The following is an 11,881-nucleotide window of genomic DNA, read 5'->3' on the forward strand; positions in this document are numbered from 1 at the left end:
GACGTCATGAATCGGATGAGGGTGATCGCGATCGCAGTTGCTGTCCTCCTTGCCGGAGCGGCAGTGGCCGTTGTCGTGCTTCGAGGCCGCACAGTGGCGGTGGAGGATCAAGCCATCGCACCAGAGTCAGACGATGACTTTGCCGCCGACCTGAAGCAGCGCCCGAAGTGCTGGGTGAAGCTGAAGTCATCGGAGTCGGGGAAGTGCCGTGACGGCCTGGGGCGCCTCTACAAGGGGGCGTGCTACATGGCCAACTGGTCTGAGTGCGCGAAGTACCTCTGAAGGGCTGGCCCCTGTTCTGGAGCCGGCGCACGTGCCGTGCTCGGTCGAAAATGTTTCAGCTCCGGGCCCGAGGCCGGCGTTGGGCCCGGCCACCGGCGCCCGTTTGATTTGTCAGGATCGCGCTCGCGATGATCTCGAAGAGATGATCAGCGTGCCGGCCGAGCGAGGGCTGGTTGCCGAGCCATGCCAGCGCCGCAATCAGCGCGAACAACTCCGTGCCGTCGATGTCGCTTCGCGCCTTCCCCGCGGCTTGAGCTCGGGAGAGGAGTCGCGTGCCCGCCGCTCGCACCGTGACGCACGAAGCGTGGAGCGCGGACTTCGGATCGTCTAGCGCGGCCATCATCAACTCAGTGACGCCGTGGTAGGTCTGCGTGAACGCGACCGCGTCGCGTAGCCACATCACGAGCGCCTCGTCGGGTGTGCCCGAGGTTTCGAGTTCGGCCGCCTGCGCCGTCATCTCGTCGAGGCTCGTGCGAAGCAGCGCCTCCAGCAACGCCTCCCGTGTCGGGAAGTGACGGTAAAGCGTGGCAAGGCCGACGTCGGCCCGGCGGGCGATGTCACGCAGCGATGCGTCGGCCCCCTGCTCCTCGACGACGGCGCGCGCGACAGCAAGCAGGTGTTCGTAGTTCTTCTTGGCGTCAGCGCGCATGAGGTTCCCTTGACAAAAGGAGCGGTGCTCCGAATATATGGAGCACTGCTCCGGAAAATAGGAGCACCGCTCCGGAAACATAACCCATCCGGGGGGCGTCCTTGGCGAAAGGAACATCATGTCCAGCAAGCTCGAGCTCTCGAAGGAGCTCATCGGTCGCCGTGCGCTCGTCACCGGAGGCTCACGCGGCATCGGCGCGGCGATCGCGCAACGTCTGCTCGACGCCGGCGCGAAGGTCGTTGTCTCCGCGCGGTCGCGCAACGAGGAGACGCCCACCGCGGCGACGTTCGTTGCCGGTGACATCCGGACCCGCGAAGGGGTGAAAGCGATTGCGTCGGGAGCGCTATCATCCCTCGGTGGGCTCGACATCCTCGTGAACAACGCGGGAGGGTCGAACGGGTTCCCGGAAGGCGCCGCCTCGATTCCGGACGAGGAGTGGCAGGACGTCTTCGCGTTGAACCTCTTCTCCTCGGTCCGTCTCACCAACGCGGTGTTGCCGGCGCTCCGCGAATCCAAGGCGGCCGCGGTCGTGAATATCTCCTCGACGGCCGCGACGATGGGGGCCGGAGCAGGCCCGTTCGCCCACTACAGCGCGGCGAAGGCGGGGCTCGACGCCTACTCGCGAATCCTTGCCGTCGACCTGGCGCCGAGCAATATCCGCGTGAACGTCGTGACCCCCGGTCCGGTGACGACCGTAGGCTCGGATTCGATGCGGAAGACGTTTGGCGACGCGATGGGCGTTCCCGCCGAGGCGTGGCTCCAGTCGGTGCCGCTCGGCCGCTGGGGGACCCCCGACGACATCGCGGAGGTCGTCGCGCTGCTCGTCTCGGAACGCGGCAGGTGGCTGACCGGTGTGAACTACCGCGTTGACGGCGGAATGACGGCGCGCTGACCGTCAGCTGAACACAGACAGCAACGACACCCCGAATCTTCGCATCTCGGTCCGTCTGGAACCTCCCTGACTCAGCACGGCTCGTGCTCGAAGGGCGGACCCGACTCGAAGGACCCACCCGAGCTCACGGCTGAGGAGCTCGCAGGCGAGAAGTTCTCCGAAGGCGCGAAGGTGAAGGCGCCGCTCGGTAAGCGCAAGAAGCAGAACGCCAAGGTGCTCGAGGTCTACGGCAAGGTGGCCAAGCTGCGCTTCGCCGACACCAACATCGGCTGGGCGCTGCTCAAGGAAATCGAGCCCAGGGAGCCGTGTCGCATCCCCCCAAGGAGGACACCTGCGGCGCCGCCGTGGGTGACCGCGTTCAGGCCCGCTGGAGCACCGCCATCACGCTCACCAACGGCACCGTCGACGAGGTGTACGGCAAGCTCGCGCACATCCAGTTCGACGACAGAGACGTGGACTGGGCGGTCTGCGCCGACCTGAAGCCGCTTGCGGAATCCGAAGGTGACGAAGGTGGTGACACCGGGAGCGGTGTTTCCGCGGCGGTCACCAAGTGCAAGCGCGCGTGCAACAGCAACTGCAAGGGCGTCAGGAACAAGTCGAAGTGTGTGGGCGAGTGCCGCCGTTCTTGCGGCTGAACTTCAGGACACACCCTGCCGAGAAGCAAGCAGTGCAGCGTCATGGGTTCGGAGGAAGCCACCGACTGGGTGACTCCTCCCCGCCTCACTTCCGCGGTGGGACCCGTCAGCTCCCGGTCGCGGCGCGGCTCGCGTCCCGGGGCGCCATCTTCGGCAGGGAGTTCCACCACCGCTTGAGGCTCTTCTGGAGCGCGGACCGGCTGTCTTCGGAGAGCAGGGTGTCGACCCCGAAGTGGATCTCGTAGGCATTCAGGTGCTGGTACGCGACCTGGGCGAAGAACTGCGCTTCGGTCGTGATGGGCATGTCGCCATGGAGTTTGCCCGGTACCTGGATGTTGGGCAGCTGCGTGTAGGGGCCGGGAAGGGCGCCGCCAAGGTCCGAGGCCAGGACCGCGCCGTTGACCGCCTTCGTGATGTCCGGGGGCACCAGGCCCCCTTCCCAGTTCGCGGGATAGAGGGTGGGAATCTGCTTGAGCATGTGGACGACCCATGCGTGTGGCACGGCGTCGAGTCTGTTCCAGATGTTCTGGTTCCAGGCGTTCGGCGGCTGGGACACGTCCACGCCGATCGGCGGGAACACCTTCTGGAAGAACTCGGTGAGGCCCTTGTTGCCAGGCGTGGGGCCGGCCACGGGGAGCACGTGGACATGGTTCCAGGCGCTGGTGTGGAGGGGCCCGCCCGCGGGATTGAACAGGGCCAGGGCGAGCGTCGGCGCCAGCGCGCCGCCCAGGCTGTGGCCACCGAAGATGAGCGTCTTGTTCCCGGTCCCGCTCAGCGAGCGCAGGAAGTCCAGCAGGCTCTTCTGGGTCGTCAGCGTGTCGATCATCCCCAGCAGGTTGTTGACCCCCAACGCGGTCCCCGTGGAGACAACGGGCCAGGGTTTGACACCCCCGGGCACGCCGTAGGGCGGCAGGCCCGGGAACGCATCCGTCCAGAGCTTCGTGGTGTTGACGCCGTTGTCCTCCTTGTCCTTGTCATAGTCGGAATGCATGTTCGTCCCCGCGATGGCGACGACATAGGTGGACTGGTCAGGGCTCGCCGCGACATACATCACATTGTCCGCGTAGCTCGTCGCGCTCTCCTGGGCCTCGAAGACCGCCGGTCCCCACACCAGCGACCATTGTCCCCCCATGGCCTTCTGGACGTCCGGCCGGACCAGGTAGGAGTTCAGCTTGGTGTGCAGGGCCTTGGCCAGCGTCTGGGTATCGCCTTGCATGTCACCCACCTGGTTGGATTCCCGGGTGAGGAGAAAGGCTTTCTGACAGAGATTGAGGGCAGGGGTGAGGGTGGACATGGGTTCCTCCGGTGCGTCGTAGAGACGACTCGGTGGGAAGTGCAGGGGATGTGCCAGCACTTCAAATAGCGGGAATGACTCCCAGTGCCTCCGCCCGCAGGCAGGATTTGCCTGGGGATTGACGTGTCAGCCATTCGCTTTGACGTGTCGGCCCTTTCCGCATGGCTTCTACGAGGCCGGGATCTCTCGCGTCGTGGGCACGACGAAAGCGCGCATCGGCCTGTTCGGAAATCATGACTGGGAATGCGAGGACGAGACCTACGAGACCCTCGCACGCTTCTCAAACAACCATGAGTTGCATGAAGGTGAGCCCGAGGCACTGCGCAAGGCACTCGGCGAAAAGGCCTTTGCCGGTCTGGGCCGGATGATGGGCCTGCGCGAGGAAGAGGCTCCGGAGGCTGCCAACAACGCAGCCTGGGGACTCGCGCTTCTCAAGGACCTCTGAGAGACAAGGGGAGCCTTCGCCAGAGGTCGCGCAGGCCCTCCTTCTCACCCGTTGGACGTACGCCCCGCTGGCAATGACAGCCGTGGAGCCTCGCCAGGTCCTCGCAGATACGAGGCATCCAGCTGATCCAGACGAGGGCAGCCCAACAGCGTCAGCGTGCGATCGATTTCCTTGCGGAAGAGCTCCAGCGCGAGTTCCACGCCGGCCTGGCCACCGGCGGCCAACCCATACAGGTAGGGCCGGCCAATCATGCAGGCTCGCGCGCCCAAGGCGATTGCCTTCACCACATCCGAGCCACGACGAACGCCGCCGTCCAAGATGACCTCCGCGCGCCCACCCACTGCGTCGACGATCTCGGGCAACACGTCGAGCGCGGCAGGCAGGCCATCCAGCTGCCTCCCTCCGTGGTTGGAGACGACGAGGGCCTGGACTCCGTGCTCCACGGCGCGCCGGGCATCCTCGGCGCAACTGATCCCCTTGAGCACCAGCGGACCGGGCCACAGCTCCCGAAGCCACGCCAGATCCGCCCAGGTGATGGAGGCATCGAACTGGCGCGAGGTATAGGCAGCCACGGAGACCGCATCCCGGCGCGTCAGTGCCTTGCTGTCCTCGAAGTTGCCGAAGGTGGCCCGTGGCGAGCGGGTCATCCGCAGCACCCAACCCAGATGCAGCAGGAGGTCAAAGGCATTGGCCACCGTGAGGCGCGGCGGCACCGTGAAGCCATTGCGCACGTCACGCTCGCGATTGCCCATGTCCGGGACATCCACCGTCACGCAAAGCGCCGTGTAGCCCGCGGCCTTCGCCCGTTCCACGAGCGAACGCGTGACTCCACGATCCTTCCAGATGTAGAGCTGAAACCACCCCGGTGCCGGAACCGCCGCGGCGACCTCTTCAATGGTGCACACCGACATGGTGCTCAGCGCGAAGAGGGCCCCCTTCTTCACGGCAGCCCGAGCCGCGAGGCGCTCCCCGCCCGGCGCGAGCAGACCCGCGAGACCCACCGGCCCGAGGATCAACGGGAGCTCCAGCCGCTGCCCCAGCAGCGTCGTTGACAGGTCCCGCGTGCTGACGTCCACCAGCGAGCGAGCCCGGAACGCATGGCGGCCAAAGGATTCCCGGTTGGCGCGCACGGTGAACTCGTCGTCCGCGCCTCCCTCCACGAAATCGAAGAGGAAGCGTGGAATCCGGCGCCGCGCCCGCTGACGCAGATCCTCGATATTGGCTGTCTTGGGCATGTCCGTCTTCAGCCTCGTTAGGAGGGCTGGAGTTCAAGTCAACCATTCGTAATCCCCCAAAATCGCATTCCCCGCAAGGGCCTACCTTTCGTGGGTCGGGGTCGTTTATCGTCTCGCGGTGGCACGGGTGGTTTGCGTGCCTTGCTCCTGTCCGGGTCGCTCTCGCCATGCTCCTGCAAAACGCGCTTCACGCTTCGTTGACGGATCCGAGTCTGGAGGTCATGAACTTCCTGAACGAGATCGCGATCCGCTTTCCAGAGGCGATCTCGTTCGCTCCGGGGAGGCCGAACGAGCAGTTCTATGAAGCCGAAAAGCTCACCGTGTATCTCGACGCGTACTGCCGCTATCTGCGCGAGGAACGCGGGCTGACCGAGGCGCAGGTCAAGACGCAGCTGTTTCAATACGGCCGGACCAATGGCCACATCCACGACCTGATCGCGCGGATGCTGGAGAAGGACGAGGGAATCCGGGCCGCGAAGGAGTCCATCGTCGTCACGGTCGGGTGCCAGGAGGGGATGTTCATCTCCTTGCGCGCGCTGTTTTCAGCGCCCACCGATGTGTTGCTGGTGGCAATGCCTTGTTACATCGGCATTACCGGCGCGGCCAAGCTCCTGGGAATCGAGATCGTCCCCGTGACCGAGCGCGAGGACGGGTTGGATCTGCAGGAGCTTGAAGACACGCTGAGCAGGCTCAAGGCGGAAGGCAAACAGCCCCGAGCGCTCTACCTCGTCGCGGACTTCGCCAATCCCTCCGGGAAGAGCCTCCCGGTGCCGGCCCGCAAGCGTCTGCTGGAAATCGCCAGGGGCGCGGAGTTTCTCATCATCGAGGACAACCCCTACGGCTTCTTCTTCCGGGAGGGCCCCCGAAAGCCCACCCTGAAGTCCATGGATGAGCACCAGCAGGTCATCTACCTGGGCTCGTTCTCGAAGTCCGCCTTCCCTGGCGTGCGGGTGGGCTACGCAGTGGCGGACCAGCGTGTCCTGGGCGCCACGGGGAAGCAGCACCTGTTGGCGGACGAGTTCTCGAAGATCAAGAGCATGATGACCGTGAATACGCCCGCCCTCAGCCAGGCCATCATCGGCGGGATGCTGGTGATGAATGAGGGGGGACTCCTTGACGCGAACCGCGAGGCGATTCGCTTCTACAAGGAGAACATGGACGCCACCCTCGGTGCGCTGGAGCGTCACTTCCCGAGGAGCGAGGCCTGGGCGCGCGGCGTGACGTGGAACGTTCCCGAGGGCGGCTTCTTCCTGGTGATGAAGCTTCCCATCGAGGCCGATGAAGCCCTGCTCGAGCAGTCCGCGAAGCACCACCAGGTCATCTGGACGCCCATGCGGTATTTCTACCTGGGCTCGGGAGGAGAGACCGAGCTGCGGCTCTCCTGCAGCTATCTCACTCCCGCCCAGATTGAAGAGGGAATCTCTCGCCTGGCCAGGCTGATCCGTTCGGCGCTGGAGCAGCAGCCCGCCCGGGCACTCTCCGTGGGGTGAGGTTGTAGCGGGCTCAGGCGGCCGCGAACTGCCGCTCCACCAGGCGGCGGTACAGGCCTTCCTGCTCCATGAGGGAGGCATGGCTGCCGCTCTGGACCACCTGCCCGCCTTCCAGCACCAGCACGCGGTCCGCGCCGAGCACCGTGGACAGGCGGTGGGCGATGATGAGCGTGGTGCGCCCGCGCATCAGCCGCTCCAGGGCGTCCTTCACCAGGTGCTCGCTCTCCGCGTCGAGGGCGCTGGTGGCCTCGTCCAGGACGAGCAGGCGCGGGTCCTTGAGGATGGCGCGGGCAATGGCCACGCGCTGCTTCTGGCCGCCGGAGAGCTGCACGCCGCGCTCGCCCACGGAGGTGCGGTAGCCGTCCGGGAAGCGGCAGACGAAGTCGTGCGCGTTGGCGGCGCGGGCGGCGGCCTCCACCTCGGCCTCCGTGGCGTCGAGCCGCCCGTAGCGGATGTTGTCGAAGATGGAGCCGGAGAAGAGCATGGGCTCCTGCGCCACCACGCCAATCTGCTGACGCAGCCACTCCGGGTCCACCGTGCGCAGGTCCCGCCCGTCCAGGAGGAGACTCCCTCCCTGCGGGTCATACATGCGCGCCAGCAGCCCGGCGATGGTGGACTTGCCCGCGCCCGAGGGGCCGACGATGGCCACCACCTCGCCGGGCTGGATGGCCAGGTTGAGGTCCCTCAGCACGGGCGCGTCCAGCCGCGTCGGGTAGGCGAAGCGCACGGACTGGAACTCGACGTGGCCCTGGAGGGGGTCGATGCGCTCACCGCCGGAGATGGGCATGCCGGGCTTGCGATCCAGCAAGTCGAAGACGCGCTCGGCGGAGCCGGAGGCCCGCATGAAGTCCGCCCACAGGTCCGTCAGCCCGCTCACCGACATGGAGACCAGCGTGGTGTAGACGAGGAAGGAGGTGAGGCTTCCAATGGACAGGTCGCCCCTCAGCATCAGCCGGCTGCCGTACCACAGCACGAGGGACCCGGCGATGAAGCCACCGAAGGTGCTGCCGCCGATGAAGATGGCGGACAGCTGGGTGCGCCGGCGGGCCAGCGCGAGCGCCTTCGCCAGGGCGACGCTGTATCGTCCCCCCTCGTGGCGCTCGGCCGCGAAGGAGCGCACGGTGCGGATGCCGACGAAGATCTCCTCGGCCACCGCGTTGGACGCGGCGTGCTCGTCGTTCACGCGCCGGGAGGTCAACCGCATGCGCCGGCCATACACCATGGCCACCACCACCACCGGAGGCACCACGGTGAGCATCAGGAGCGTGAGCGTGGGCGAGGTGTAGAAGAGCAGCGCGACGCCGCCCAGCACCTGCGCCCCGCTGCGCAGCGCCATGGCGATGTTGCCGCTCACCGACTGCTGGAGCACTGCCGTGTCGGCGCCCAGCCGGGTGACCAGCTCGCCCGTCTTGCTGTTGTCGAAGAAGGCCACCTCCTGGGACACGAGGTGGGAGAAGAGCCGCTCGCGCAGCGCCTGCACGACGTTTTCGCCCGCGCTGGTGAAGAAGTAGTAGCGCAGCGCGTTCGCCACGGCCGTGACCGCGAAGATGACCGTCATCCAGAGCGTGGCCCGGTCGATGAGGGCCTGGTCCCGGGCGCCGAGCGCCTCGTCGATGATGAGGCGGATGGCCTGCGGGAAGAGCAGGGACAGCCCGCTGCCGATGAACAGGAAGAAGACGCCCGCGGAGAGCCTGCGCGCCTCGGGACGGGCAAGGCTCAGGATGCGGCGCGGAGTGACGGAGGACGCGGCAGGGGGCATGGGTCGGTCGGACGAGGAGGCGCGGTGGGCGTTTCCGGCCGGGTGCCGGAGTCACCGGAAACGGTGGGGGCGGGGGACGCGAACGGCGTCAGGCCGCCTGGGCCTGCCTGCGGCCGCGGGTTTCGAGCGCGAGCCGCTCGAGGGTGTCGATGGCCACGCTGTTCTTGCGCATGGCCTTCAGCTCCTCGGAGAGCTTCTGGACGCGCGCGTGGAGCACCTGGTCCTTCAGCAGGGCCTGGACGCGCTCGCGGATGGCCTCCGGCGTGGCCTCGCGCAGCGACAATTGGTAGGCGAGTCCCTGCTTCTCCAGCAGCTCCGCGTTGAGCGGCTGGTCGGCGAACAGGGGGATGATGAGCATGGGCACGCCGTGCCGCAGGGCCCGGCCCACCGCGCCCCAGCCCCCGTGCGTCACCAGCGCCGCGACGTGGGGGAAGACCTGCTCGTGGGGCAAGAAGGCCTCGGTGCGGATGTGGGGGCCCAGGTTGTCGGGCACGTCGCGGGCGCCGGCCGTGGTGGCCAGGACCGGCATCCCCGTGGGGTCCAGGGCCTTCAGCACCCGGCGCATCAGCCCTCCGTCCTGGCCCACGCTGGTGGTGCTGACCAGCACGGTGCCGGGCGCGATGGGGCCGAACGTCGCGGCGTTCTCCGCGGTCGCCCCGTCGAAGGCGATGGTGCCCGCGTAGAGCTGCTCGCCCCTCCGGGGGACTCCCGCCAGGATGTTCTCGGGCACCATGGCGAGGTGGAGCTCGCTGGAGCCCATGGTCTGGAACAGCTCGGCGTGCTTCTCGGCGCGCGGCGGCAGGCCGAGCTTCGCCCGCGTGCGCCGCAGGGGCAGGAACGCCTCCACCAGGGCGTGCGTCAGCCGGGGCACGCGCCGCGCGAGCCGGCCCGGGGGCGCGGTGCGCAGCAGCACCGGCAGTCCATCCGCGTCGATGACGCTCCCCAGGTTGCCGGTGCTGATGGCGGGAATGCCCAGCCGCTCCGCCGCGTACCCCGCGCCGAAGGCGAAGTAGTCGTACACCACGCAGTCCACCTGCTCACGGCGCAGCAGGGGCTCCAACTGGTGGCAGTAGTCCTCCGCGCTGCCCAGCACCGCGCGGCGGTAGCACGCGAACCAGTAGGCCCTGCGCAGCAGCAGCGAGACGCGCATCCAGGCGGGAAGCGTCTCGCGGGCGGCGGCCATCCGGTCCATGATGCCCCGGTAGTCGCCGACCGGCACCAGCTCCGCCCCCGAGGCCTCCACCTCGGCGGGGATGGCCGCCTCGGTGAACACGAGCACCCGGTGCCCGCGCGCGACCAGGCTCTGGGCCAGGTCGAGCACGCGCGTCAGGTGGCCCTTCATCTGGCCATCGCCGCCCGGCGTGACCATGAGGAAGGTGGCCCGGTCACCCGGCCGCGAGGGAGTCGTGGGGGGCTGCATGGGGGACCTCGGGGGAGGCGCCACGGCCCGGGTCACCCCGGGCGGGGCCGGGTTAGCGGAGGAAGTACTCGGCCTGTCCGTAGGGCATGCCCGCCGGAATGCCCTTCTCCGCGCAGTACGCGAGCAGCTTCCGGGACTCGACGAGCTGCGGGGAGTTCTCGTGGTAGCCCATCACCATGACGTGGCCCAGCCACGGCTCGCGGCCCATGGCGTAGATGTGGACCTGTCCGGGCTTGAGCCGCTGGACGATTTCGATGGCGCGCACGGCGTTGGAGCCGTTGAGCCTGCGCGACTGGTCCATCTTGCGCTGCATCGGCGCGGGCAGCAGCGGGCCGTACATCCAGCTCAGGGGCCCGCCCTCGGACTCCATGCCCAGCCACATCATGTCGATGTGGCCCACCTCGCGGTGGATGTGCTCGTACAGGTGGGGCTCCAGCGCGTTGGAGTCCGCCGCCATCAGCAGGGACTTGCCCTCCAGCTTGACGAGGTGGGCCAGCTTGGCCTGGATGTCCAGGTCGCCGTGCTCGCCGATGAAGGGCAGGCCGATGAGCTCGCCGTTGGGGAGCGGCAGGGACTCCAGCTCCGCCAGCGCCACCACGTTCTGGAAGCCCGCCTGCTTGAGCATCAGCTTGAGCGACGGGTCCGCCAGGCTGCCACCGCCGGCGGCCGGCACGACGAGGGTGCCGATGCGGTGCCGCAGCTGCAGCAGCGGCTCGAACATCAGGTGGTCCGCGTGGCCGTGGGTGATGAGGACGTAGTCGATCTTCTCCGGCAGGTCCGCGAAGGTGTAGCGCGGCAGGTCCGTGGGGAAGTCGTAGCTGACGACCGGGTCCGTGAGGATGCTGACGTGGCGTGACTCGATGAGCGCGCACGCGTGGCCGAAGTAGCGCACGCGCACCCCGTCCCCGTCGTACCGGGGCGCCGGACGCGGGGGCTCTTCCGTGAAGAAGGCGGCGAAGGTGTCCGCGTCCTTCTCCGAGATGCCCAGCGCCTCGCGCACGGGCGCCACCGGCGCCGGGGTGCGGCTCATGGCGAAGAGCCGGTCAAGGGCCTCGTGCCGGTAGGGCACCTTCACCTGGAGGCTGCCGTCCGCGGTGTCCAGGCGCGGCGTGCTGAAGACGTACGGGCGCTCGTCCCCGTGGATGAGCCGCATGGACAGGCTCTGCGAGGACTCGCGGTGGAAGGGGCTGCGGTAGAGCAGCGCCTCGAAGAAGCGCGGCGAGGCCCGGTTGTTCAGGTCGTACGTCAGCTCCACGTAGCCGCGCAGCAGGTCCGGCACGCGCGGGTACAGGTCCTCCAGCGAATATCCCTCCGCGGTGGCCAGCAGCTTGTCCAGCTCCAGCATGGCCTTCGCGTACTGGAGCGACAGCGCCTCGTCCTTCAGCGTGCGCTCCAGCAACGCCTTCACGTCGCCCACCCGGTCCACGCCGAGGTTGAGGTACGGGCCGCCGCGCAGCGCCGGGCTCTTCAGCGCCGCCACGTGGATGGCCGGGTTGGCCACGAAGGACTCCATGATCTTCACATGGAGGTTCGCCACGAACAGCGGCGCCGTCATGGGCGAGGCCAGGAACCACCACGCGTACCACTGGTTGTAGAGCGGCTCGGTGACGACGTTTTGTTTCAGGAACAATGCGGGCTGAGACATCCTTCAATCCTTGGTGGCGCACGCCCTGGTGAGCGCGCACGGTCCTGCAGCTCCCTCGGGTCACGACCTGGGTCGGCTGCGGGTCACTGCGTGCGCGTGGGGTAGTTTGCCACAATCAGTGAAATTGTATAGGTG

10 protein-coding genes are annotated in these 11,881 nt (G+C 67.7%); 4 read left to right on the plus strand and 6 right to left on the minus strand.

Translation table 11 applies throughout. The features are described from left to right. Positions 1–337 precede the first annotated feature (337 nt). A complete protein-coding gene (locus D7Y04_RS09070) occupies positions 338–931 on the minus strand; it encodes a TetR/AcrR family transcriptional regulator (protein WP_121759326.1) in 594 nt (197 codons plus the stop codon). A 118-nt stretch (positions 932–1,049) separates the two neighbouring features. On the opposite strand from D7Y04_RS09070, the gene D7Y04_RS09075 reads away from it, so the two are divergent. Together D7Y04_RS09075 and D7Y04_RS09080 are read left to right on the plus strand one after the other, a co-directional pair. Beyond that, the gene (locus tag D7Y04_RS09075; RefSeq protein ID WP_121758959.1) at positions 1,050–1,823 is read left to right on the plus strand and encodes an oxidoreductase; all 774 of its coding nucleotides are present in this window, start codon (positions 1,050–1,052) and stop codon (positions 1,821–1,823) included. Positions 1,824–2,128: 305 nt separating this feature from the next. After that, a complete protein-coding gene (locus D7Y04_RS09080; protein WP_121758960.1) occupies positions 2,129–2,458 on the plus strand; it encodes a hypothetical protein in 330 nt (109 codons plus the stop codon). A gap of 106 nt (positions 2,459–2,564) precedes the next feature. On the opposite strand, the gene D7Y04_RS09085 is transcribed toward D7Y04_RS09080, so the two are convergent. Next, positions 2,565–3,674 (minus strand): hypothetical protein, encoded by a 1,110-nt coding sequence (locus D7Y04_RS09085; RefSeq protein WP_233601326.1) that lies wholly within the window; start codon positions 3,672–3,674, stop codon positions 2,565–2,567. A 271-nt stretch (positions 3,675–3,945) separates the two neighbouring features. On the opposite strand from D7Y04_RS09085, the gene D7Y04_RS09090 reads away from it, so the two are divergent. Next, positions 3,946–4,197 carry a hypothetical protein gene (locus tag D7Y04_RS09090; RefSeq protein WP_147454402.1) on the plus strand — a complete coding sequence of 84 codons (252 nt, stop codon included), beginning with the start codon at positions 3,946–3,948 and terminating at the stop codon, positions 4,195–4,197. Positions 4,198–4,241: 44 nt separating this feature from the next. Here the strand turns inward: D7Y04_RS09090 and D7Y04_RS09095 are convergent, their stop codons facing one another. Continuing rightward, positions 4,242–5,432, minus strand: coding sequence for an alpha-hydroxy acid oxidase (locus D7Y04_RS09095; RefSeq protein ID WP_121758962.1), 1,191 nt, complete (start codon positions 5,430–5,432; stop codon positions 4,242–4,244). A 221-nt stretch (positions 5,433–5,653) separates the two neighbouring features. Here D7Y04_RS09095 and D7Y04_RS09100 point away from each other — a divergent pair, with 221 nt between their 5' ends. After that, a complete protein-coding gene (locus D7Y04_RS09100) occupies positions 5,654–6,922 on the plus strand; it encodes a PLP-dependent aminotransferase family protein (protein ID WP_199749633.1) in 1,269 nt (422 codons plus the stop codon). Positions 6,923–6,935: 13 nt separating this feature from the next. Here the strand turns inward: D7Y04_RS09100 and D7Y04_RS09105 are convergent, their stop codons facing one another. From D7Y04_RS09105 to D7Y04_RS09115, 3 genes are all read right to left on the minus strand, one after another. Next, on the minus strand, positions 6,936–8,681 hold the full coding sequence (locus tag D7Y04_RS09105; RefSeq protein ID WP_121758964.1) for an ABC transporter ATP-binding protein: 1,746 nt from the start codon (positions 8,679–8,681) through the stop codon (positions 6,936–6,938). Between the two features lie 88 nt (positions 8,682–8,769). Beyond that, entirely contained in the window at positions 8,770–10,101 is a 1,332-nt protein-coding gene (locus D7Y04_RS09110) for a glycosyltransferase (protein ID WP_121758965.1), read from the minus strand. A 52-nt stretch (positions 10,102–10,153) separates the two neighbouring features. Continuing rightward, entirely contained in the window at positions 10,154–11,746 is a 1,593-nt protein-coding gene (locus tag D7Y04_RS09115) for an MBL fold metallo-hydrolase (protein ID WP_121758966.1), read from the minus strand. Between the last annotated feature and the right edge of the window lie 135 nt (positions 11,747–11,881).

The organism is Corallococcus sp. AB038B, from assembly GCF_003668955.1.
Lineage (GTDB): Bacteria > Myxococcota > Myxococcia > Myxococcales > Myxococcaceae > Corallococcus > Corallococcus exiguus.

Bases quoted from the DNA above. Each gene is read 5' to 3' on its own strand.
- D7Y04_RS09075 (WP_121758959.1), top strand. From the start codon at position 1,050: ATGTCCAGCAAGCTCGAGCTCTCGAAGGAGCTCATCGGTCGCCGTGCG.
- D7Y04_RS09110 (WP_121758965.1), bottom strand. From the start codon at position 10,101: ATGCAGCCCCCCACGACTCCCTCGCGGCCGGGTGACCGGGCCACCTTC.
- D7Y04_RS09085 (WP_233601326.1), bottom strand. From the start codon at position 3,674: ATGCAAGGCGATACCCAGACGCTGGCCAAGGCCCTGCACACCAAGCTG.
- D7Y04_RS09070 (WP_121759326.1), bottom strand. From the start codon at position 931: ATGCGCGCTGACGCCAAGAAGAACTACGAACACCTGCTTGCTGTCGCG.
- D7Y04_RS09105 (WP_121758964.1), bottom strand. From the start codon at position 8,681: ATGCCCCCTGCCGCGTCCTCCGTCACTCCGCGCCGCATCCTGAGCCTT.
- D7Y04_RS09095 (WP_121758962.1), bottom strand. From the start codon at position 5,432: ATGCCCAAGACAGCCAATATCGAGGATCTGCGTCAGCGGGCGCGGCGC.
- D7Y04_RS09100 (WP_199749633.1), top strand. From the start codon at position 5,654: ATGAACTTCCTGAACGAGATCGCGATCCGCTTTCCAGAGGCGATCTCG.
- D7Y04_RS09115 (WP_121758966.1), bottom strand. From the start codon at position 11,746: ATGTCTCAGCCCGCATTGTTCCTGAAACAAAACGTCGTCACCGAGCCG.